This window comes from Thioalkalivibrio denitrificans, assembly GCF_002000365.1.
GTDB lineage: Bacteria > Pseudomonadota > Gammaproteobacteria > Ectothiorhodospirales > Ectothiorhodospiraceae > Thioalkalivibrio_A > Thioalkalivibrio_A denitrificans.
The window spans coordinates 45,289-66,277 of record NZ_MVBK01000021.1; the positions used below are offsets into that span (position 1 = coordinate 45,289).

Here is a 20,989-nt window from a genome sequence, read left to right on the forward strand (position 1 = left end):
GGGTGGGATTCGAACCCACGAAGGGCTTGCACCCTTGCCGGTTTTCAAGACCGGTGCATTCAACCGCTCTGCCACCTCTCCGGATTCCGGGCCGGACCGGAACCATGCTCGTTGGGGTTCGTTCCTCACCCCAACCTACAGTCCCGTTTCAGCCTTCCGTCGCCGACGCGACGGTCGCCATCTTACCCGTCTCCAAGGAAAACCCACAACACAATCAGGTGGTTGTCGCAAAACTTTTGAACCCCACGGGGCTTTCAGGTACCTTACTGGCACACCATGGAAACGACCGGAACCTGGAGAGCCATCCATGCAGACTGAGCGAGTATCCTCGGCCCGTCCCCAAAGCGTGACCCTGGCCACCAACAGGGTCATCCGCAATACCTACATGCTGTTGTCGATGACGCTGGCATTCAGCGCCGTCATGGCGTTCGTGGCCATGGTCACCGGGGCGCAGCCCATCAGCTGGATCGTGATGATCGGCGTGTTCATCGGCGGACCCTTCGTGATCTATGCGCTGCGCAACAGCATCTGGAGCCTGCCCCTGACCTTCGTTTTCACGGGCTTCATGGGCTATGTGCTGGGCCCCATCGTCACCTTCTACCTGGCCCAGCCAAACGGCTCGGAGATCGTCATGGGGGCGCTGGGCACCACGGCCATCATGTTCGTGGGCCTGTCGGCCTATGCACTGACGACCCGCAAGGACTTCAGCTTCCTGGGCGGCTTCGTGTTCGTGGGCTTTCTGGTGGTACTGGCGGCCATCGTGGCCAACCTGTTCCTGGGCCTGCCCGCCCTGTCGCTGACCATCTCGGCGGCTGCGGTGCTGGTGGTCTCGGCGGCCATCCTGTTCGACACCAGCCGCATGGTCCACGACGGTGAAACCAACTACGTGATGATGACGGTGTCCCTGTACGCCAACATCTATGTGCTGTTCCTGCACCTGCTCAACCTGTTCCACGCCTTCACCGGCGACGGCTGAGCCGCCCGCACGATGGTAAGATGAGAGGGCCCCGCACGGGGCCCTTTTCTTTTCCGCCAACCGGAGACCGCGACCATGACCGAGCGAGGTGTGTTCCTGGACCTGGAAACCGTGGACCGTGACGACCTGGACCTCAACGCTCTGCGCAGCACCCTGTCCCACTGGGAGATGCATCCCTACACCGGTTCCGAAGAGGTCGGGGCGCGCATCGCCGGCGCGCAGGTGGTGGTGAGCAACAAGGTGGTGCTGGATGCCGCAGCCATCGAGTCCGCTCCGGATCTGCGGCTCATTTGCGTGGCGGCGACCGGAACCAACAACGTGGACCTGGAGACCGCCCGAAAGCGCGGCGTCACCGTGTGCAACGTGCGCGACTACGCCACAGCCGCAGTATCCCAGCACGTGTTCGCCATGATCCTCGCCCTGACCACGCGCCTGAACGCGTACCAGCGTGATGTGGCCGAGGGACGCTGGCAGGAGAGCCGCCAGTTCTGCCTGCTGGATCATCCCATCCGGGAACTGGAAGGACTGACTCTCGGCATCATCGGTTACGGCGCACTGGGCCAGGGCGTTGCCCGTGCGGCCAAGGCCTTCGGGCTCAACGTGGCGGTGGCCGAGAGCCTGGTCTCTCCGGGCCGGGACAAGGCGCGCTGGCCACTGGAACGACTGCTGGCCGAGAGCGACATCATCAGCCTGCACTGCCCGCTCACCGAGCAGACGCACCACCTGATCGACGCCGATGCCCTGGAGGCCATGAAATCCGATGCCCTGCTGATCAACACCGCGCGGGGCGCCATCGTCGACAACGCCGCGCTGGCCACGGCCCTTCGGCAAGGCATCATCGGCGGGGCCGGCATCGATGTGCTGGAACAGGAGCCGCCACCGCCGGATCACCCGCTGCTCGCCCGCGACATTCCCAATCTGATCCTCACACCCCACATCGCCTGGGCGGCCCGCGAGGCCCGCCAAAGGGTCATCGACCAGGTGGCAGCCAACATCCGCGCCTTCATCGCCGGCGATCCCCGGAACGTGGTCTGAGCGGCAGCACGCCATGAGCAACGCGCTTGAAGAACGCATCGTCGAGTTGGAAATCCGCCTCTCGCACCAGGACGACATGCTCCAGACCCTGAACCGACTGATCACCGAACAGCAGATCACCATCGAGCGCCTGCAGGCGGACATGGCGAACCTGCGGCTGTACGTTTCCGAGTTACTCGCAACACAGGGCGGAGACCCCGGCCCGGAACCACCACCGCCGCATTACTGAAGGTTGGTCCGTGGAAGGAATGGACAGGATTAACAGGATTTCAAAAAGCTGTCCTTTAATCATGTAAATCCTGTTAATCCTGTCTGATATTTCGTTGCTCTTCTCATCCTGTGAATCCTGAAAAATCCTGTTCATCCTGTCCATTTCTTGCCTTTAGCGACTACGGAGTCACCCCTTGGCCCACCCCCCCACACGCGTCAGTGTCAGCTACGAAGGGGAAGGCTTGCGGGCGCAGGCGATAGCGATGGCGGAGCTGCTCGGATTGAAGCTGGCCACGGGGTCCGACGATGCGCCGCTTCAACTGAATGTGACCACCGAGGGGCTCACCCTGTCACTCACGGGACCGGATGCACCCGGCCCCATCCGGGTGGATTTCGTTGCCGGACAGTTCGGTTACCGCCAGTCTCGCATCAGTCTGCGCAGCGAGCCCCTGGCCCGAGCCGTGGGCATCAGGGGTCATGACCGGCCCAGCGTGCTTGATGCCACCGCGGGGCTGGGGCGGGATGCCTTCGTACTGGCAACGCTCGGCTGCGATGTGGTGCTCGTCGAGCGGGAGCCCGTCATCGCCGCCCTGCTCCGCGACGGTATGGAGCGTGCCGCCGCGGAGCCCGATCTCGCCGGCACCATGGCGCGCATGCGCTGCGTGCAGGGACATGCCCCCGATATCCTGCGCGGTCTCGGGCACGCGCAGCGCCCCGACGTGGTCTACCTGGACCCCATGTATCCACACCGGGACAAGTCGGCCCTGGTGAAAAAGGAGATGCGCGTATTCCGCGCCCTGGTGGGCGATGATGAGGATGCCCCCGAAATCCTGACCGCCGCCCTGGAGGTCGCCAAACGCCGCGTGGTGGTCAAGCGCCCTGCACGCGCTGCACCTCTGGGCGGCCGCGAGCCCAACCACCGCATCCCCGGCAAAACCACCCGCTTCGATGTCTACGTGAAGGGATGATTCGATATTCAATATTCAATATTCAATATTCAACGTTCAAAGGGGGTGTGGGTGGTTCCGCATCGCCCCAATCCCGCTTTTGACCCTTGAATATTGAATCTTGAATATTGAATCTCGAAGTCACTCGCCCAGCACGATGCGCGCTCCGTCCGCCCGGTAGGCAGGCACCTCCAGGTTGCGGCGGGCGGGCTGACCCTCGTAGACGCGGCCGGCGAAGTCGTAGCGCGAGCCTCGGCAGCGGTCCGTGAAGCCTCCGCCCCAGCCGGCTGCCGCGGCCGACTCCGGCGTCACGAGGTCCAGGGGGCAGGAGAGGTCCGTGCCGCGCGCATAGGCGATGAAGTAGCCCGGCGCCAGGGTGCGGCCCGGGTTGCGTGCTTCCCTGGGCTGCACGCTCAGGCGGGACGAGGGGTCGTAGAGGCGCTCTTCGTGGGCGGCGTCGGCGGCATCCATGACGGGGCTTCGGCGCAGCACCACCAGTTCCTGCCCGGCCCATTGCACAAGGCGCATCTCGCCCGGCTCGAATCCGTCCAGGGAAATGGCCAACGGCAGTGCGGTGTCCGTTTCCGGGTGGCTGAAGAAGCCGGACACCATGGCCTGGAGCACGAACAGGACCAGCCCGAGGGCCAGCAGTTTGAGGGCCGCACGGTAATACAGGCGCCTCGTCTCAGTGGGAGCCATAGTCCGCAAATTTCACCGGGTGATGTTCGTCGTCCGATTCGACACGTAGAATATCAACCATCAACGGCTCACACGAATCACGGCAAGGTCATGAGAGATCGCAGCAGTCAAACCTACGTCGGCATCTACAACGACATGCATGGCGGCATGACCCCCATCGGCATGATCATCAAGGACGCCTGGGTATTCGGCCTGATCCCCGAGACGGAAACCTGTGAGGGCTGGAAACTCCCCGACATCCAGACCCTCTATGACAAGGTCAGTGCCGCCTGGGAACCCTACGGACACCTGGTCAGCCGGCTCCCGCCGGAACTGCGCGAAAAACACACGCGCATCCATGAAGCCGCCATCAAGCGCGCCAAAGAGGCGGGCTGGGTGCCGGGCCTCGACGTCGACAGCGAAATGGACGGCAGCTTCGAATGAAAGCACAAGAGGCAAGAGACAAGTGACAAGAGGCAAGTTAAAGAACGGCCCCGTCTTGAATCTTAAATCTTGTCTCTGATCCTTCCTAGTCTCTGAAATTGTTGTACTGCAGGGGAATCCCGACCTCCGCCTGACGCAACAATGCAATGACGTCCTGGAGGTCGTCGCGCTTCTTCCCGGTCACGCGCACCTTGTCGCCCTGGATGGCGGCCTGGACCTTGAGCTTGGTGTCCTTGATCAGCTTGACGATCTTGCGGGCGGTGTCGGTATCGATACCCGCCAGCACCTTGACCGCACGCCTTGCCTTGCCGCCCCCCTCCTCGAGCTTGCCCGGTTCCAGACAACCCACGTCGATGCCGCGCTTCGCCACTTTCTGGGTGAGGATGTCCATCACCTGCTCCACCTGGAACTCGGCATCACCGAACAGGGTCAGCTCCATCTCATTGAGTTCGATGGCGGCCGCGGTGCCCTTGAAATCGTAGCGGGTATCGATCTCCCGCCGCGTCTGGTCCACCGCGTTGCGCAGTTCCTGCATGTCCACCTCGGACACCACGTCAAATGACGGCATGGAAGGCCTCCACTGATTTATCTTCCGGCGATCATTATAATCGGGACCTCACCGCACACGGGACCCCGCATGCAGCGAATGTTCATCACCTCCGGGGCGGCGCTGATGGCCCTGGCGGTCGCTCTGGGCGCATTCGGCGCCCATGGGCTCGGCGACACGCTGGATCCGCCCCTGCTCGCCGCCTGGAACACGGCGGTCCAGTACCACGCCTGGCATGCCCTGGGTCTGCTGGCACTGGGCGCCGTCTACGCGCGACTCGCCGCGGGCAGCGCCCGGGCCGCCGGCCTGCTCATGCTCGCCGGTATCGTGCTGTTCTCGGGGAGTCTTTACTTGATGGTCCTGAGCGGCATGCGCGGACTCGGGGCGATCACCCCGTTCGGCGGTCTCGGCTTCATCCTCGCGTGGCTCGTCTTCGCCTGGGCCGCGCTGAAGGGCCCGCAGACACACTGACACGTTTCCATCCGGTTCACACCAGAGAGGCATTCATCCCATGTCCGAAACCTCCTTTTCCCTGCACGCCGAACAGACCCTTGAGGGCCTGCTGGAGCGCATGAGCGAGATCGACGCCCTGGCAGACCTGGACATGGACATCATCGACGGGGTACTGACACTGGAGTTCGACAACGGCGGCACAGTGATTCTCAACCGCCAGGAAGCCGCGAGCCAGATCTGGCTTGCCTCCCCGGAAGGCCCGGCCCACTTCGGCTACGACGCCGACCAGGACGAATGGCTCAACGACCGCACCGGCGAAACCCTCACCGACACCCTCAACCGCGTCCTGAGCGCCGGCTGCGGAGAGCCGATAGGATTATAGTCTTCTCGATGGCACGGCGAATTGACGCAGAGGGCGCAGAGACGCAGAGGCCGCAGAGTTCTTTGATTTAAAACCTTTGTGACCTCTGCGTCTCTGCGTCCTCCGCGTTACACAACAACGCCCGACCATAACCACCGACGCTAAAGCAGCCCACGGAAAGGCAGGGCTCATTCACGTGGCGCACGAAGCCGCGTTTCCAGGGCCAGTATGACCGCCTGGGGCCGTTCGGACTTCATAGCCTCGTCCAGCATGTTCCAGGTCTCGGCAAACCCGGGACGGCCGCGCAGCTTCATGCGCGCAAGGCCCACCGAGAGGCTCCTGAACTGACGGAAGAAGAGGTAGCTGAAGGTGGCCACGATGAGGCCTGCCCAGGGCTGATCCTGAAACCAGAGATAGACGGCCACCCCATACCCCACGAAGGTGAGGATGAAGATCAGCGCTGAGAAGTGATGCACCGTGGCCACCACCTGTTGCAGGCGCTCGCGATGCTCGTCGATCTGTCCCTGGGTGAACATGGGAATGAAAAATTTAAGATTCAAGATTCAAAATTCAAGGGGGGTTCGGTAATCCCATTGAATCTTGAATCTTGAATATTGAATATTGAATATTGAGCCGCCTTCACGATGAGCAACTGACGCTGATTTCCTTCGCCCATTCCGGCGGCAGATCCGCGTAGGCGTCCATATCGGGCTGCTCTTCGAATGGCCGCTCCAGCAGGCGGCGCAGGCGGTCCACCTCGCTGAAATCGCGCAGCTTCTCGGCCTGGTCGATGGCGACCTGGGCCAGGTAGTTGCGCAGGATGTACTTGGGATTCACGGACAGCATGTGGGCGAGGCGTTCATCGTCCGGGCGATCCTCCAGGTCCAGGCGATCGCAATAATCGCCCATCCATGCGTCGAACGCCTCGGGCTCCTTGAATCCCCATCGAATTCCCGCAAACCACCCCGGCTCGTGAAAGCGGCCCACGGCCCGGAAGAAACGCGTGTAATCCACCCGGCTCTCCGCCATGAGATCAAGAAGCCTCGCGATCAGTTCCTGATCACCCGCGCGCGCCTCAAGCAACCCCAGCTTGGTGCGCATGAGCCCGAGGAAGGTGTCGCCGAATAACGCGTCGAAGGGTTCCAGCGCATCCCGGGCCTTCTCCAGGGCGGCATTCTCGTCTTTCTCCAGCAGCGGCAGCAGTGCCTGGGCGAGGCAGGCCATGTTCCACCAGGCGACCCGTGGCTGCTGGTCGAAGGCGTAGCGTCCGCCGTGGTCGGAGTGATTACAGATGAAGCCCGGTTCGTAGCCATCCATGAACCCGTACGGCCCGTAGTCGATGGTCAACCCCAGGATGGACATGTTGTCGGTGTTCATGACGCCATGGGCGAAACCCACCGCCTGCCATTGCGCGATCAACCGCGCGGTACGCTCCACCACGGCTTCAAGCAGGGCGAGGTACGGGTTGTCCCGATCACAGAGTTCCGGGTAATGGTTCGCGATGACATAGTCGGCCAGCGCCCTGAGGTGATCTCCATGGCCGGAGTGGGCAAAGTACTCGAACGTGCCGATGCGTACGTGACTGGGCGCCATGCGCACCAGGATCGCCGCCGTCTCCGCCTGTTCCCGATAGACCGGCAGGTTGCTGCCAAAGATGGTCAACGCCCGCGTTGTCGGTATCCCCAGACCGTGCATGGCCTCGCTGGCCAGGTATTCCCGGATGGTTGAACGCAGCACAGCCCTCCCGTCCGCACCCCGGGAGTACTCCGTCGGGCCGCTGCCCTTGAGCTGCAACTCCCAACGACCGCCGTCAGGCGCTTCCACTTCGCCCAGCACCACGGCACGACCGTCCCCCAGCCGCGGCACGTAGACCCCGAACTGGTGACCCGCGTAGACCATGGAGACGGGCTCCATCCCCGCCAGGGGAACCTGCCCCGTGAAGGCATTGACGAACTCCGCCCGGTTCGCCTCTTCCGGATCCAGCCCGATCAACGCCGCCGCGCTCTCGTTGAACGCCACCCGGTAAGGCTCGGGAAATGGTGCCGGACCCGGCCGATCGTAGAAGGCCTCCGGCAGGCGGGCGTAGGAGTTGACGAACTTCAGCGATTCCAGTTTCTGCATAGCGTGATGGTGCAACCTGGCCTACCCGACATCAACACAGGGATTGCAGGGCAAAGCTGGCACTGAGAATCCGGAAGTACGAACCAGTCCTCCCTGCCCTTCATCCTTCAACCTTCAACCTTCAACCTTCAACCTTCAACCTTCAACCTTCATTCAACTGGTCGAGTCACTCGACCAGTTGAATGATATGTCCTCCGGAGCGTTCGTCCCGGGTCAATCCGATCAGCCCTTCCTTCTCCGCCGCCTCCAGCAGCGCGCTGAAGGAACGGAACCCGTAATAGCTCTCATTGAAGCCGGGCTTGCGGCGCTTGATGGCCTGCTTGACCATGGAGCCCCAGACGGGCTCGTCCTCGCCCCGCTCGGCCTGCAAGGCCTCCGCGGTCTCGACGATCAGGTCCATGGCCTCCTGCTTCTTGCCGTCGTCCGCCTCCGATCCTTCCTGCTTCTTGTCCTGGCCGGTGTCCTTTGCACCCTTGGCCGGCGCTTTGCGCGGCTTGCGCTTCTTGTGCGCCGCCTCGCGCACCAGATCATCGTAATAGATGAACTCATCGCAGGCCGTGGTGAGCAGGTCGGAAGTGGACTTCTTCACACCCACCCCGATCACCAGCTTGTTGTTCTCCCGCAGTTTGGCCACCAGGGGTGAGAAGTCGGAATCACCGCTGATCACCACAAAGGCGTCCACGTGCCCCTTGGTGTAGCAGAGGTCCAGCGCGTCCACCACCATGCGGATGTCGGCCGAGTTCTTGCCCGACTGGCGCACATGCGGAATCTCGATCAGTTCGAAGGCCGCCTCGTGCATGGGTCCCTTGAACTCCTTGTAGCGGTCCCAGTCGCAGTAGGCCTTGCGCACCACGATATTGCCCTTGAGGAGCAACCGCTCCAGGACCTTGCCGATATCGAACTTCGGATACTTGGCCTCGCGCACGCCAAGCGCGATGTTCTCGAAGTCGCAGAAAAGCGCCATGTTGCGTATTTCACCTGGACTCGGCATAAGGTTACTCCCTGGGCAGTATCAGCCCCTCAGCGTACATCACTGCGGCTGGGGACGTAGCTGAATTCCGTGTTGAAACGCAGAGGCCGCAGAGGCGCAGAGAGCGCAGAGGGTTTTCGTTCTCAAAGCTCTGCGTCCTCCGCGCCTCTGCGGCCTCTGCGTTAAATCACCCACCCCGGTCAGGCATCCGGATCCAGGACATCCAGCCCGCCGATGTAGGGGCGCAGGGCCTCGGGGATGTGGATGCGGCCGTCAGCGTCCTGGTGGTTCTCCAGCAACGCGACGAGCGTGCGGCCCACGGCCAGGCCTGAACCGTTGAGGGTGTGCAGCAGCTCCGGCTTGCCGGTCTCCGGATTGCGGTAGCGCGCCAGCATGCGCCGGGCCTGGAAATCCTCGAAGTTGGAACACGACGAGATCTCCCGGTAGGTGTCCTGGCCCGGCAGCCAGACCTCGATGTCGTAGGTCTTGGCCGCCGAAAACCCGAGGTCGCCTGCGCACAGGCTCACCACCCGGTAGGGCAGTTCCAGCTTCTGCAGCACCTTCTCCGCGTGGCCGGTCAGCTCTTCCAGGACATCCCAGGAATGCTCCGGGGCCACCAGCTGCACCAGTTCCACCTTCTCGAACTGGTGCTGGCGGATCAGGCCGCGCACGTCCTTGCCGTAGGACCCGGCCTCGGAGCGAAAACAGGGCGTGTGGCAGACAAAACGGGCCGGCACCTCGTCCGCCTCCAGGATGCGATCCCGGGCCAGGTTGGTGACCGGCACCTCGGCCGTGGGAATCAGGTAATAGCCGTGCTCGGCAATATGGAACAGGTCCGCCTCGAACTTGGGCAACTGCCCCGTGCCCCGCAGGGAATCGGCATTGGCCAGATACGGCACGTACACCTCTTCGTAGCCATGCTCCCGGGTGTGCAGATCCAGCATGAACTGGACCAGAGCACGGTGCAGGCGGGCCATGGAACCCCGCTTGACCGCGAAACGGGCGCCGGCCAGCCTGGCTCCCGCCTCGAAATCCAGCCACCCCCTGGGTTCACCAAGGGCCACGTGATCCCTGATTGGAAAAGCGAAACGCCGTGGCTCGCCCCAACGGCGTACCTCCACATTGGCCTGCTCGTCCTCGCCGTCCGGCACCGAGGCGTGGGGTATGTTGGGAATGCCCATGAGGAATTCGTTCAGTTCACCCTGGATCGCGGTGAGCCGGGTTTCCGCTTCCGTCAGCGCCTCGCCGATGCGCGAGACCTCGGCCTTCAGAGGCTCGATGTCCTCGCCCCGGGCCTTGGCTTGGCCGATGGCCTTGGAGCGGGCATTGCGCTCGCTCTGCAGTTCCTGGGTATGCACCTGCACCTGCTTGCGTTCCGCCTCCAGGCGCGCGAAGGTCCCGGTGTCCAGCTGAAAGCCCCGGCGCGCCAGGCGAGCGGCGGTCTCTTCCAGTTCGTTACGCAGGCGTCTGGGGTCCAGCATGAGCGGCGATCCTGGGCAGCATTCACGGAAAAATCAGGCCGGAATCTTACCACAGGGGTCGAGGCCGCCGGGATGGGGCGGTGCTAGAATCAGCTTTTAACCGCGACGCAAAGGCGCAAAGACGCAGAGGAACACAAAGAAAAGGCCTTTTGAGACAAAACCCTTTGCGGGTCTTCGCGTCTTTGCGCCTTTGCGTCGCAGTTAGATCATCCAGTACAGGACTCAACTCATGCACGCAGAAGTCACTCCGTCAACCCTCGATACAGAACAACGGCAACGCCTGTTCCGGGAACTGCAGGCCGAGTTGCCGCAGGAAGGCCTTTTGCATACCACCGAGGAACTGCGGCCCTACGAGTGCGACGCGCTGCCGGCCTACCGGCGCCTGCCTATGGCGGTGGCCCTGCCGGAGACGCTGGAGCAGGCCCGGGCGGTATTGCGCATCTGCCGGGCAGCGGGCGTGCCGGTGGTGGCCCGGGGGGCGGGCACAGGGCTTTCGGGCGGCGCCCTGCCCCTTGAGAACGGCGTGGTCCTGTCGCTGGCCCGCTTCAACCGGATTCTCGAGATCGACGTGGACAACCGCTGCGCCGTGGTCGAGCCCGGAGTGCGCAACCTGGCCATCACCGAGGCGGCGGCCCCCCACGGGCTGTATTACGCGCCCGATCCCTCCTCCCAGATCGCCTGCACCATCGGCGGCAACGTGGCGGAAAACTCGGGCGGCGTGCACTGCCTCAAGTACGGCCTCACGGTGCACAACGTCATCGGCCTGAAGATCCTCACCATAGACGGCGAACTGGTGACCCTCGGGGGCAAGACCCTGGACGCCCCGGGCTATGACCTGCTGGCGCTCATGACCGGCTCCGAGGGGATGCTGGGCATCATCGTGGAAGTGACGGTGCGCCTCCTGCCTCGCCCGGAACGGGCACAGGTGCTCATGGCATCGTTCGATCTGGTGGAAGACGCGGGCCGCGCCGTGACCGCCATCATCGGCGCGGGCATCATCCCCGGGGGCCTGGAGATGATGGACAACCCCTCGATCCGCGCGGCCGAGGACTTCGTCCATGCAGGGTATCCCGTGGACGCCGCGGCCATGCTGCTGTGCGAACTGGACGGCAGCAACGCGGAGGTGTCCGAACAGATCATGAAGGTGCGGGACCTGCTGCTGTCCCACAAGGCCACCGACGTCAGCACCGCCGAAACCGAGGAACAGCGGGCCCGGTTCTGGGCCGGTCGCAAGGCGGCCTTCCCGGCCGTGGGCCGCATCTCGCCCGATTACTACTGCATGGATGGCACCATCCCCCGAAAGCACCTGGCCATGGTGCTGAACCGCATCGATGAACTGGGACGGGAGTACGGCCTGCGCGTGGCCAACGTCTTTCACGCCGGCGACGGCAACCTGCACCCCCTGATCCTGTTCGACGCCAACGTGGCCGGCGAGCTGGAAAAGGCCGAGGAACTGGGCGGAAGGATCCTGGAGCTGTGCGTGGAGGTGGGCGGCACCGTGACGGGCGAACACGGCGTGGGCGTGGAGAAGCTCAACCAGATGTGCGTGCAGTTCAGTGCCGAAGAACTCACCCAGTTCCACGCCATCAAGGCCGCCTTCGACCCGGAGAGCCTCCTCAACCCCGGCAAGGCCGTCCCCACCCTGCACCGCTGCGCCGAATTCGGCGCCATGCATGTCAAGAACGGGCAGTTGCCGTTTCCGGATCTGCCGCGGTTCTGAAGGGTCCGTTCTGCTGCGGGCACACGGAGAACTTCAATGGACAGGATGAACAGGATGTTTGAGGATTAACACGATTTGTGAAAACGACGGTCAACGTCCTGTCATATTATCAATCCTGTATATCCAGAGAAATCCTGTTCATCCTGTCAGGGTTCTTTCTTTGCTCTGCGCCTCCGCGTCTCGGCGGCAAGGCATTTGCCTGTCTACCGCGCCGGGCGGGTGTGCTGGGTACGGAATTTCTGGGGGCGGTGTTTGCGAGCCACACGCTTGCCTTCGCCGCCGGTCCGGCCGGTGCCGGCGGGCTGGTAGCGGGGGACGAGATGGCGCTTGCCGTTGCCGATGAGGTCGGCGCGGCCCATTCTCTCCAGGGCCTCCCGCAGCAGCGGCCAGTTCTCGGGGTCGTGGTAGCGCAGGAATGCCTTGTGCAGGCGGCGCTGGCGCAGGCCCTTGGGTGAGTAAACGATCTCCGCACCCTTGCGGCGCACGTTCTTCAGCGGGTTGCGGCCCGAGTGGTACATGGCGGTGGCGAGCGCCATGGGGCCGGGCAGGAAGGCCTGCACCTGGTCGGCGCGAAAGCCGTTGCGCTTGAGCCACAGGGCCAGGTTCATCATGTCCTCGTCGGTGGTGCCCGGGTGCGCGGCAATGAAGTACGGGATCAGGTACTGCTCCTTGCCCGCCTCCTTCGAGAACCTGTCGAACAGGGCCTTGAAGCGGTCATAGCTGCCCATGCCCGGCTTCATCATGTGGGTCAGGGGTCCCTGCTCCGTGTGCTCCGGGGCGATCTTGAGGTACCCGCCCACATGGTGGGTCACCAGTTCCTTCACGTACTCCGGCGACTCCACCGCCAGGTCGTAGCGCAGGCCGGAGGCGATGAGCACCTTCTTCACCCCAGGCACCTGCCGCGCACGGCGATACAGACTGATCAGGGCGCTGTGGTCGGTGTTCAGATTCTTGCAGATCTCCGGGTAGACGCACGAAAGCCGCCGGCAGCTCGCCTCGATGTTACGGTCTCTGCAGGCGATGCGGTACATGTTGGCGGTGGGGCCCCCAAGGTCAGAGATGACGCCGGTGAAGCCCTTCACCTTGTCACGGATCTCCTCGATCTCGCGGATAACGGAATCCTCGGAGCGGTTCTGGATGATGCGCCCCTCGTGCTCGGTGATGGAGCAGAAGGTGCAGCCGCCGAAGCAGCCGCGCATGATGTTCACGGAGAAGCGGATCATCTCCCACGCAGGGATGCGCGCATCACCGTAGGCCGGGTGCGGCGCCCGGGCGAAGGGCAGATCGAACAGGGCGTCCATCTCCGGGGTGGTCAGCGGGATGGGCGGCGGATTGAGCCACACCTCCTTGTCACCGTGGCGCTGAACCAGGGCACGGGCGTTACCCGGGTTGGTCTCCAGGTGCAGCAGCCGCGAGGCATGGGCGTAGAGCACGGGATCACGCTTCACCTGCTCATGGGACGGCAGGCGCACCACGGTCATGTCTCGGGGATGATCCCGGGGGATCTCCCGGTGCAGGCGCACCACCTTCACCGGCGGTGGCGCATCGGGGCCCTGTTCCGCCTTCTCGCAATTTGACGGCGTGACCATGGCATACGGGTCGGGATGCGGGTCCACCCTGCCGGGGGTATCCAGTTCCGTGGAATCCAGCTCCACGAACCCCTCCGGCACCGCGTCGCGCAGGAAGGCGGTGCCGCGCACGTCATGGATGTCCCTCGGGTGCTCGCCGCCAGCCATGCGGTGGGCCACCTCCACCAGGGCCCGTTCGGCGTTGCCGTAGAGCAGGAGGTCCGCTTTTGAATCCAGCAGAACGGAACGGCGCACCTTCTCGGACCAGTAGTCGAAATGGGCGATGCGTCGCAGGGAGGCCTCGATACCGCCGATGATCACCGGCGTGTCCTTGAAGGCTTCCCGGCAACGCTGGGTATAGACGATCACCGCCCGGTCCGGGCGCCTGCCGCCCTCGTCGTTGGGCGTGTACGCGTCGTTGCGGCGGATCCTGCGATCCGCCGTGTAGCGGTTGACCATGGAGTCCATGTTGCCCGCGGTGACGCCGAAGAACAGGTTGGGTCTGCCCAGCCGACGGAAGTCCTCTGCCGAGGTCCAGTCCGGCTGGGCGATGATACCCACCCGAAAACCCTGGGCCTCCAGCACGCGACCGATAATGGCCATGCCGAAGCTGGGATGATCCACGTAGGCGTCGCCGGTAACCAGAATGATGTCGCAGGAATCCCAGCCGAGCGCCTCCATCTCCGCCCGCGACATGGGCAGAAACGGCGCAACGCCGAAGCGTTGCGCCCAGTACTTGCGGTAGGAAAAGAGATTCCTGGCGGGAGGCATAAGATCGATTCAAGATTCAAGATTCAAGATTCAAGATTCAACATTCAAGGTCAGAAACAAGGGTCAGAGGGCTGCGTGCCACCGGGATTGCACCCCACTGTGAATCTTGAATATTGAACCTTGAATTCGGCGGTTTCAGTTCCGAGAGATTCAGTCGGATATTAGACGCTTTTCGTGGCGGGAATTCAAAAGATTCAACGCAAAGACGCAAAGACGCGAAGGCCGCAAAGGTTTTCTCTTCAAACAGCCCTTTTGCGCCCTTTGCGTCTCTGCGTCTTTGCGTTGAAAGCTCTCAAGTGCCCTCCCTAGCCGCCAGAATCAACGCCACTGCGTGGGCGGCGATGCCTTCCTCGCGGCCCGCGAAGCCAAGGCGTTCGGTGGTGGTGGCCTTGACGTTGATTCGCTCGATGGCGACACCCAGATCATCGGCCAGGTTGGCGCGCATGGCCTCGATATGCGGGGCCATCTTCGGGGCCTGGGCAATGAGGGTCGCATCCACGTTGCCCACCCGGTAGCCCTGCTCGTTCAGCAACTGCACCACGTGGCGCAGGAGCACACGGCTGTCGGCGCCCTTCCAGGCCGGATCCGTATCCGGGAAGTGCCGGCCGATGTCTCCCAGCGCCGCCGCCCCCAGCAGTGCATCGCACAGGGCATGGATCAGCACATCTCCGTCCGAATGGGCGGCGAAGGCCTTCGAGTGGGCAATGCGCACGCCCCCCAGGACCACATGATCGCCGTCCTTGAAGGCGTGCACGTCGTAACCATGTCCGATGCGGATATCTGTCATGACACCTCGCTCCTCGGCTTGGGTGAGGCAAACGCAGAGGACGCAGAGGCGCGGAGGGCGCGGAGAAGTACATTATGCGCAATGAGACAATGTGACATTTCATGGTTCTCAATACGCAGCTGGTCTCGCGCCCGCCCACTGTTACTCATCTCTGCGTGCTCTGCGTTTCAGACATGAGGCGCATCTCATGCACGATCTCGCTCAAGCAGAAACCCGGCCAAGGCGAGGTCCGCCGGGCTGGTGATCTTGATGTTGGACGGGCTGCCTTCCACCAGGCGGGGGGCGTGGCCGGCTCGTTCCATGGCGGAGGCGTCGTCGGTGACGGTGGCGCCCTCGGCGAGGGCCGTCTGCAGCGCGCGCATCAGCGCCCGGTAGCGGAACATCTGCGGGGTGAATGCCCGCCACAGCCCGCTGCGGTCCACCGTCTGCTCCACACGCCCGTCTGCATCGCCACGCTTGAGCGTGTCGCTGACCGGAACGGCCAGCAGGCCGCCGACGGGATCGTGCTCCAGCGTCTCCAGCAGCCGGTCCAGGTCCTCGCGGCCGAGGCAGGGCCGCGCCGCATCGTGCACCAGCATCCAGTCGTCGTCCGAGACCTGCCCTTCCAGGGCGCGCAGGGCATTGAGCACGGAGTGGCAGCGCTCCTCACCCCCGTGCACCACCAGCATGGGCTTGTCGGTGCGTATCGATAATTCGGGGAACCAGGGATCCTCGGCACCGATGGCCACCGCCAGGCCCGTGATACGCGGGTGGCGGATGAAGATGTTCAGGGTGTATTCCAGCACGGTGCGCCCGGCCAGTTCCAGATACTGCTTGGGACGGTCCGCCCCCATGCGCCGGCCCACCCCGGCAGCGGGGATGACGGCCCAGAAGGCGTGAGATGCGGTCATGGCGTTTCGCCGGATTGCTCGACCACCTGGAAGAAGACCTCATCGCGACGGATCATGCCGAGATCCCGGCGGGCACGTTCCTCGATGGCGTCCAGACCGGTCTTGAGATCGGTCACTTCCGCGTCCAGGGCCGCATTGCGGCTGCGCAGTTCCTCGTTCTCCGCCCGCTGCGTCTCCAGCGCCTGGCGCAACTGCCAGACCTCGGCCACGCTCCCCTCGCCGATCCACAGCTTGTACTGCAGCCCCAGCAACAGCACCACCAGCAATCCGGTCAGCCACTTCATGGGCGGTTAGTGTAACCCAGACCGGTCAGGGATTCTCCAGACCTTCATGTCAGCGCAGAGGTCGCGGAGACGCNNGCGTCTCCGCGACCTCTGCGTCGATATCCGAAGAACAGGACCCGCCTTCAAGCAAGCTGCCTGAAAGCATCCCGCCCGGCGTATTTCGCGGCGCTGCCCAGAGCTTCCTCGATGCGGATGAGTTGGTTGTACTTGGCGACGCGGTCGGAGCGGGACAGGGAGCCGGTCTTGATCTGTCCGGCCTTCGTGGCCACGGAGAGGTCGGCGATGGTGACGTCTTCGGTCTCGCCGGAGCGGTGGGAGATCACCGCCGTGTAGCCCGCCTTGTGGGCCATGTCGATGGCCGCCAGGGTCTCGGACACGGTGCCGATCTGGTTGAGCTTGATCAGAATGGAGTTGGCGACACCCTTGTCGATACCTTCCTGCAGTATCTCCGTGTTGGTGACGAAGAGATCATCGCCCACCAGCTGCACCTTGCCGCCCAGCTGCTCGGTGAGCAGCTTCCATCCGTCCCAGTCGTCCTCGGCCATGCCGTCCTCGATGGTAACGATGGGGTACTGGCGCACCCAGCCGGCGAGATAGTCGGAAAACTCCGCGGCGTCGAAGCTCCTGCCCTCGGAGGTCAGCACGTACCTGCCGTCCTTGTGGAACTCGGAGCTGGCGCAGTCGAGACCCAGCCAGATGTCCTCGCCCGCCTTGAAGCCGGCGATCCCGATGGCCTCCAGGATCACCTCGATGGCCGCCTCGTTGGACGGGAGATCCGGGGCGAAGCCGCCCTCGTCGCCCACCCCGGTGGAGGATCCCCGCTTCTGCAGGACCTGCTTCAGGGCGTGGAAGACCTCGGCGCCGTAACGCACCGCCTCGGAGAGGGAATCGGCGCCCACGGGCAGGATCATGAACTCCTGCATGTCCACGCTGTTGTCGGCGTGGGCGCCGCCGTTGATGATGTTCATCATGGGCACGGGCAGGGTGACCGCCTCCTCTCCCCCGAGATGGCGATAGAGGGAGTGGCCGGCATCGGCGGCGTTGGCATGGGCCGTGGCCATGGACACGGCCAGCAGCGCGTTGGCGCCCAGGCGGCTCTTGTTGGGTGTGCCGTCCAGTTCGATCATGCGGGCGTCCACCGCCGCCAGGTCGCTCGCTTTCATGCCCAGCAGTGCCTCGCGGATCTCTCCGTTGACATGCGATACGGCCTTGCGCACACCCTTGCCGCCGTAGCGATCGCCCCCGTCGCGCAGCTCGATGGCCTCGCGCGCGCCGGTGGAGGCGCCCGAAGGCACCGCCGCCCTGCCCCGTGCGCCGGACGTCAGCGTGACCTCCGCCTCCACGGTGGGATTGCCGCGCGAATCGATGATCTCGCGGCCGTGTACGTCGACTATCTCAGACATGTGGGGTGAATCCTCTGGATCTTTCGGTTTGGAATTCAAGTGCGAATGGACAGGATGAACAGGATTTCTTTGGGATTCACAGGATGAAGAACAAAAACTTAATGGACAGGATTAACAGGATTTACATGATTAAAGGACAGCTTTTTGAAATCCTGTAAATCATGTTAATCCTGTCTAATATTTTCTTAGCTTTTAACATCCTGTGAATCCCAAACAAATCCTGTTCATCCTGTCCATTCAAGTATTCAAGAAACGCGACTCGATGAAGCCCTGGCGCTTGACGGTCTCGTCGAGGGCCTTGAGCGTCACCAGCAGTTCTTCCATCAGCAGCAGCGGCCACGCGTTGGGGCCGTCGGACAGGGCCTTGTCCGGGTCCGGGTGGGTCTCCATGAACAGGCCCGCCACGCCCGAGGCCACGGCGGCACGGGCCAGGACGGGCGCGAACTCACGCTGGCCGCCCGAGCTGGTGCCGCGCCCGCCCGGCTGTTGCACCGAATGGGTGGCGTCGAACACCACCGGGCAACCGGTCTCGCGCATCACCGCGAGCCCGCGCATGTCGGAGACCAGTGTGTTGTAGCCGAAGGAGACGCCGCGCTCGCAGACCATGATCTGCCCGTTACCCGTCTCCCGGGCCTTGTCCACCACGTTGGCCATGTCCCAGGGGGCCAGGAACTGGCCCTTCTTGATGTTCACGGGGCGGCCCTGGCGGGCGACGTTCTGAATAAAATTGGTCTGCCGGCACAGGAATGCGGGGGTCTGGAGCACGTCCACCACCGCGGCCACCTCTTCCAGCGGTGTGTCCTCGTGCACGTCGGTCAGCACCGGGACGCCCACCTGCCGCTTCACCGTCTCGAGGATGCGCAGGCCTTCCTCCAGGCCAGGGCCGCGGAAACTCTTCGTCGAGGACCGGTTGGCCTTGTCGAAGGATGACTTGTAGATGAAGGGCACACCCACCCGCGCGGCGATCTCCTTGAGCTGCCCCGCCGTGTCCACGGCCAGCTGCTCGCTCTCGATCACGCAGGGGCCGGAAATGAGGAAGATCGGGTGCTCGAGACCCGCCTCGAAATTGCACAGTTTCATGGGCCTTCAGTCGCTCTTGGTCTGGGTCTGCTCGTGACGCGCGCGCGCGGCCCGGACAAACCCGGAGAACAGGGGGTGCCCGTCACGGGGCGTGGAGGTGAACTCCGGGTGGAACTGGCAGCCCAGGAACCAGGGATGATCCTTGAGTTCCACCACCTCCACGAGGGTGCCGTCCTCCGAGCGCCCCGAAATCACCAGGCCGGCCTTGCTCAGTGTGTCCAGGTAGCCGTTGTTGAATTCGTATCGATGCCGGTGGCGCTCGGTGATCTCGTCGCGTTCGTAGCACCGGTGCGCCAGCGTCCCGGGCTCCAGGCGGCACACCTGCCCGCCCAAGCGCATGGTGCCGCCCAGATCCGACTCCATGCTGCGCTGCTCGATCCGACCCTCGCGGTCCTTCCACTCGGTGATGAGTGCGATCACGGGGTGCGGGGTATGGGGCCTGAACTCGGTGCTGTGTGCGTCCTCGAGTCTGGCAACATGGCGGGCGAACTCGATCACCGCCACCTGCATGCCCAGGCAGATGCCCAGGTAGGGAATGCCCTGCTCGCGCGCATAGCGCACCGCGGCGATTTTTCCCTCCACCCCGCGCTCGCCGAAACCGCCGGGCACCAGGATGGCGTCCAGCTCGGCCAGGGAATCGGTGCCTTCGGTCTCCAGTTTTTCCGAATCCAGGTAACGGATGCTGACCTTGGTAGCCGTGTGGATGCCCGCGTGAGTGAGCGCCTCGTTGAGTGACTTGTAGGACTCGGTGAGATCCACGTACTTGCCCACCATGCCCACGGTAACCTCCGCCTCGGGGAACTCCATGGCATTGACCACGTGCTTCCAGTCGGAGAGATCCGCCGGCGGGGCATTCACGTGCAGCTTGCGCAGCACGATCTCGTCCAGTTTCTGGGCGTGCAGCCAAAGCGGAATCTTGTAGATGTTGTCCACGTCCACCGCGGAGATGACGGCCTTTTCCTCCACGTTGGTGAACAGCGCGATCTTGCGACGCTCACCTTCCGGCAGGGGCTGGTTGGCGCGGCACAGCAGCACGTCCGGCTGAATACCGATGGAGCGCAGCTCCTTGACCGAGTGCTGCGTGGGTTTGGTCTTGATCTCGCCCGCCGCCGCGATATAGGGCACCAGGGTCAGGTGGATGAACAGCGCGTTCTCGTGCCCCATTTCCACACCCATCTGCCGGATGGCCTCCAGAAACGGCAGGGACTCGATATCGCCCACCGTACCGCCGATCTCCACCAGGGCGATGTCCGCGCCCTCGGCACCTTCCCGGATGCTGCGCTTGATCTCGTCGGTGATATGCGGAATCACCTGTACCGTGCCGCCCAGGTAGTCGCCGCGGCGCTCCTTGCGGATCACGTTCTCGTAGATCTGGCCGGTGGTGAAGTTGTTGCGCCGGCCGGTCTTGATGCGCACGAAGCGCTCGTAATGACCCAGGTCCAGGTCGGTTTCGGCGCCGTCCTCGGTCACGAACACCTCGCCGTGCTGAAAGGGGCTCATGGTGCCCGGATCCACGTTGATGTAGGGATCCAGCTTCAGCAGCGTGACCTTGAGGCCCCGCGCTTCGAGGATGGCCGCCAGGGATGCGGAAGCAATACCCTTGCCCAGGGAGGAGACGACGCCCCCTGTAATAAACACATATCGCGTCATGAATTGACTCTTGGCGAGTGGACCGGCCCGGCGGCACGAGACGGGCGGAAATCCTAACAAATCCGGGTGTTTTCCTCAATTGTTATTGCGGCGCACAAGAACCGGGGCCGGGGCGCTGGCAGGCTCGCTGCAGCCCGCAGGGCCGCTGCGTTCACGGCACCGCAGGGCCCGGCGGACGCTCGCCGCGGGGCACACGGCGGGCTGGCCGGACAGTGACCACCGGCCTTGCAATCTGGCCGGGACTCCCACAAGGTAAATAGGGATCACCGCCCGATCGGTTGCCTGAAGCGGCCCGGGGTGGTCCAGACGCCCGGCCGGGGCCGGCAGGATTTCGCCCCACGGTCCGGCATTCAACCCGCAGGGGAATCGAAGCGCCGCGTTGACGCCCGCAAGCGCTTCGTCACAAGTACGGCACCGGACAACGTATCCGGCGCCGGTCAACGGGACTCAAGAGCCCGGCGTCCCATGAGGTCACTGGCCCGCGCAGCGGACACGTCGAACCTCACTGCGGACACTCAAACGCGAGGATGACAACGGCGGCGAGGCCGCCCACGGAACACGACACCCGTGGCGGTCCCCATTGGCGCCGCGGGGCGCATGCGTGACCACCACG

The 20,989-nt window shown here is 63.8% G+C and carries 21 protein-coding genes; 8 read left to right on the top strand and 13 right to left on the bottom strand.

The features are described from left to right. The first annotated feature begins 307 nt into the window (after window positions 1-307). The 4 genes from B1C78_RS03895 to B1C78_RS03910 all read left to right on the top strand — a co-directional run bounded on the left by B1C78_RS03895 (window position 308) and on the right by B1C78_RS03910 (window position 3,189). A complete protein-coding gene (locus tag B1C78_RS03895) occupies window positions 308-976 on the top strand; it encodes a Bax inhibitor-1/YccA family protein (RefSeq protein WP_077277833.1) in 669 nt (222 codons plus the stop codon). Window positions 977-1,051: 75 nt separating this feature from the next. Next, window positions 1,052-2,011 (top strand): 2-hydroxyacid dehydrogenase, encoded by a 960-nt coding sequence (locus tag B1C78_RS03900; protein WP_077277834.1) that lies wholly within the window; start codon window positions 1,052-1,054, stop codon window positions 2,009-2,011. A 13-nt stretch (window positions 2,012-2,024) separates the two neighbouring features. After that, complete coding sequence (locus B1C78_RS03905) at window positions 2,025-2,240, top strand: SlyX family protein (RefSeq protein ID WP_077277835.1); 216 nt, start codon at window positions 2,025-2,027, stop codon at window positions 2,238-2,240. A gap of 175 nt (window positions 2,241-2,415) precedes the next feature. Continuing rightward, window positions 2,416-3,189, top strand: a complete 774-nt coding sequence (locus B1C78_RS03910; RefSeq protein ID WP_425443951.1) for a class I SAM-dependent methyltransferase — start codon at window positions 2,416-2,418, stop codon at window positions 3,187-3,189. Window positions 3,190-3,309: 120 nt separating this feature from the next. On the opposite strand, the gene B1C78_RS03915 is transcribed toward B1C78_RS03910, so the two are convergent. Continuing rightward, on the bottom strand, window positions 3,310-3,867 hold the full coding sequence (locus B1C78_RS03915) for a Rieske (2Fe-2S) protein (RefSeq protein WP_077277837.1): 558 nt from the start codon (window positions 3,865-3,867) through the stop codon (window positions 3,310-3,312). 90 nt (window positions 3,868-3,957) lie between these two features. Between B1C78_RS03915 and B1C78_RS03920 the strand changes: the two genes are divergently transcribed. Beyond that, window positions 3,958-4,290, top strand: a complete 333-nt coding sequence (locus B1C78_RS03920) for a hypothetical protein (RefSeq protein WP_077277838.1) — start codon at window positions 3,958-3,960, stop codon at window positions 4,288-4,290. Between the two features lie 85 nt (window positions 4,291-4,375). Here B1C78_RS03920 and B1C78_RS03925 read toward each other — a convergent pair whose 3' ends face one another. Continuing rightward, on the bottom strand, window positions 4,376-4,858 hold the full coding sequence (locus B1C78_RS03925) for a YajQ family cyclic di-GMP-binding protein (protein WP_077277839.1): 483 nt from the start codon (window positions 4,856-4,858) through the stop codon (window positions 4,376-4,378). A gap of 69 nt (window positions 4,859-4,927) precedes the next feature. Here B1C78_RS03925 and B1C78_RS03930 point away from each other — a divergent pair, with 69 nt between their 5' ends. Together B1C78_RS03930 and cyaY are read left to right on the top strand one after the other, a co-directional pair. Next, the gene (locus tag B1C78_RS03930) at window positions 4,928-5,308 is read left to right on the top strand and encodes a DUF423 domain-containing protein (protein WP_077277840.1); all 381 of its coding nucleotides are present in this window, start codon (window positions 4,928-4,930) and stop codon (window positions 5,306-5,308) included. Between the two features lie 40 nt (window positions 5,309-5,348). After that, complete coding sequence (gene cyaY / locus B1C78_RS03935; RefSeq protein ID WP_077277841.1) at window positions 5,349-5,672, top strand: iron donor protein CyaY; 324 nt, start codon at window positions 5,349-5,351, stop codon at window positions 5,670-5,672. Between the two features lie 167 nt (window positions 5,673-5,839). On the opposite strand, the gene B1C78_RS03940 is transcribed toward cyaY, so the two are convergent. From B1C78_RS03940 to serS, 4 genes are all read right to left on the bottom strand, one after another. Continuing rightward, complete coding sequence (locus B1C78_RS03940; RefSeq protein ID WP_245795295.1) at window positions 5,840-6,211, bottom strand: hypothetical protein; 372 nt, start codon at window positions 6,209-6,211, stop codon at window positions 5,840-5,842. 79 nt (window positions 6,212-6,290) lie between these two features. Continuing rightward, window positions 6,291-7,772 carry a protein adenylyltransferase SelO gene (locus B1C78_RS03945; RefSeq protein ID WP_077277843.1) on the bottom strand — a complete coding sequence of 494 codons (1,482 nt, stop codon included), beginning with the start codon at window positions 7,770-7,772 and terminating at the stop codon, window positions 6,291-6,293. A gap of 166 nt (window positions 7,773-7,938) precedes the next feature. After that, window positions 7,939-8,736, bottom strand: a complete 798-nt coding sequence (locus B1C78_RS03950; protein WP_245795296.1) for an NYN domain-containing protein — start codon at window positions 8,734-8,736, stop codon at window positions 7,939-7,941. 206 nt (window positions 8,737-8,942) lie between these two features. After that, a complete protein-coding gene (serS, locus tag B1C78_RS03955) occupies window positions 8,943-10,223 on the bottom strand; it encodes a serine--tRNA ligase (protein ID WP_077277845.1) in 1,281 nt (426 codons plus the stop codon). 229 nt (window positions 10,224-10,452) lie between these two features. Here serS and B1C78_RS03960 point away from each other — a divergent pair, with 229 nt between their 5' ends. Then, window positions 10,453-11,943 carry an FAD-linked oxidase C-terminal domain-containing protein gene (locus B1C78_RS03960; protein ID WP_077277846.1) on the top strand — a complete coding sequence of 497 codons (1,491 nt, stop codon included), beginning with the start codon at window positions 10,453-10,455 and terminating at the stop codon, window positions 11,941-11,943. A gap of 203 nt (window positions 11,944-12,146) precedes the next feature. Here the strand turns inward: B1C78_RS03960 and B1C78_RS03965 are convergent, their stop codons facing one another. From B1C78_RS03965 to B1C78_RS03995, 7 genes are all read right to left on the bottom strand, one after another. Beyond that, window positions 12,147-14,282, bottom strand: coding sequence for a YgiQ family radical SAM protein (locus tag B1C78_RS03965; protein WP_077277847.1), 2,136 nt, complete (start codon window positions 14,280-14,282; stop codon window positions 12,147-12,149). Window positions 14,283-14,574: 292 nt separating this feature from the next. Further along, window positions 14,575-15,069 (bottom strand): 2-C-methyl-D-erythritol 2,4-cyclodiphosphate synthase, encoded by a 495-nt coding sequence (gene ispF, locus B1C78_RS03970; protein WP_217697996.1) that lies wholly within the window; start codon window positions 15,067-15,069, stop codon window positions 14,575-14,577. 185 nt (window positions 15,070-15,254) lie between these two features. After that, entirely contained in the window at window positions 15,255-15,959 is a 705-nt protein-coding gene (ispD, locus tag B1C78_RS03975) for a 2-C-methyl-D-erythritol 4-phosphate cytidylyltransferase (protein WP_077277848.1), read from the bottom strand. Next, window positions 15,956-16,243, bottom strand: coding sequence for a cell division protein FtsB (gene ftsB, locus B1C78_RS03980; protein WP_077277849.1), 288 nt, complete (start codon window positions 16,241-16,243; stop codon window positions 15,956-15,958). Before ftsB ends, ispD begins: the two co-directional genes overlap by 4 nt. A 122-nt stretch (window positions 16,244-16,365) precedes the next feature. After that, on the bottom strand, window positions 16,366-17,646 hold the full coding sequence (eno, locus tag B1C78_RS03985) for a phosphopyruvate hydratase (RefSeq protein ID WP_077277850.1): 1,281 nt from the start codon (window positions 17,644-17,646) through the stop codon (window positions 16,366-16,368). Window positions 17,647-17,883: 237 nt separating this feature from the next. Then, window positions 17,884-18,726 carry a 3-deoxy-8-phosphooctulonate synthase gene (kdsA, locus tag B1C78_RS03990; RefSeq protein WP_077277851.1) on the bottom strand — a complete coding sequence of 281 codons (843 nt, stop codon included), beginning with the start codon at window positions 18,724-18,726 and terminating at the stop codon, window positions 17,884-17,886. Window positions 18,727-18,732: 6 nt separating this feature from the next. Continuing rightward, window positions 18,733-20,376, bottom strand: a complete 1,644-nt coding sequence (locus B1C78_RS03995; RefSeq protein WP_077277852.1) for a CTP synthase — start codon at window positions 20,374-20,376, stop codon at window positions 18,733-18,735. Window positions 20,377-20,989: the final 613 nt, after the last annotated feature.

Coding starts and splice junctions, on each gene's coding strand:
- B1C78_RS03945 (WP_077277843.1), bottom strand. CDS start 7,772: ATGCAGAAACTGGAATCGCTGAAGTTCGTCAACTCCTACGCCCGCCTG.
- B1C78_RS03930 (WP_077277840.1), top strand. CDS start 4,928: ATGCAGCGAATGTTCATCACCTCCGGGGCGGCGCTGATGGCCCTGGCG.
- kdsA (WP_077277851.1), bottom strand. CDS start 18,726: ATGAAACTGTGCAATTTCGAGGCGGGTCTCGAGCACCCGATCTTCCTC.
- B1C78_RS03950 (WP_245795296.1), bottom strand. CDS start 8,736: ATGGCGCTTTTCTGCGACTTCGAGAACATCGCGCTTGGCGTGCGCGAG.
- B1C78_RS03995 (WP_077277852.1), bottom strand. CDS start 20,376: ATGACGCGATATGTGTTTATTACAGGGGGCGTCGTCTCCTCCCTGGGC.
- B1C78_RS03960 (WP_077277846.1), top strand. CDS start 10,453: ATGCACGCAGAAGTCACTCCGTCAACCCTCGATACAGAACAACGGCAA.
- ispD (WP_077277848.1), bottom strand. CDS start 15,959: ATGACCGCATCTCACGCCTTCTGGGCCGTCATCCCCGCTGCCGGGGTG.
- B1C78_RS03895 (WP_077277833.1), top strand. CDS start 308: ATGCAGACTGAGCGAGTATCCTCGGCCCGTCCCCAAAGCGTGACCCTG.
- B1C78_RS03920 (WP_077277838.1), top strand. CDS start 3,958: ATGAGAGATCGCAGCAGTCAAACCTACGTCGGCATCTACAACGACATG.
- B1C78_RS03925 (WP_077277839.1), bottom strand. CDS start 4,858: ATGCCGTCATTTGACGTGGTGTCCGAGGTGGACATGCAGGAACTGCGC.
- B1C78_RS03965 (WP_077277847.1), bottom strand. CDS start 14,282: ATGCCTCCCGCCAGGAATCTCTTTTCCTACCGCAAGTACTGGGCGCAA.
- B1C78_RS03900 (WP_077277834.1), top strand. CDS start 1,052: ATGACCGAGCGAGGTGTGTTCCTGGACCTGGAAACCGTGGACCGTGAC.
- B1C78_RS03905 (WP_077277835.1), top strand. CDS start 2,025: ATGAGCAACGCGCTTGAAGAACGCATCGTCGAGTTGGAAATCCGCCTC.
- ftsB (WP_077277849.1), bottom strand. CDS start 16,243: ATGAAGTGGCTGACCGGATTGCTGGTGGTGCTGTTGCTGGGGCTGCAG.
- serS (WP_077277845.1), bottom strand. CDS start 10,223: ATGCTGGACCCCAGACGCCTGCGTAACGAACTGGAAGAGACCGCCGCT.
- eno (WP_077277850.1), bottom strand. CDS start 17,646: ATGTCTGAGATAGTCGACGTACACGGCCGCGAGATCATCGATTCGCGC.
- ispF (WP_217697996.1), bottom strand. CDS start 15,069: ATGACAGATATCCGCATCGGACATGGTTACGACGTGCACGCCTTCAAG.
- cyaY (WP_077277841.1), top strand. CDS start 5,349: ATGTCCGAAACCTCCTTTTCCCTGCACGCCGAACAGACCCTTGAGGGC.
- B1C78_RS03915 (WP_077277837.1), bottom strand. CDS start 3,867: ATGGCTCCCACTGAGACGAGGCGCCTGTATTACCGTGCGGCCCTCAAA.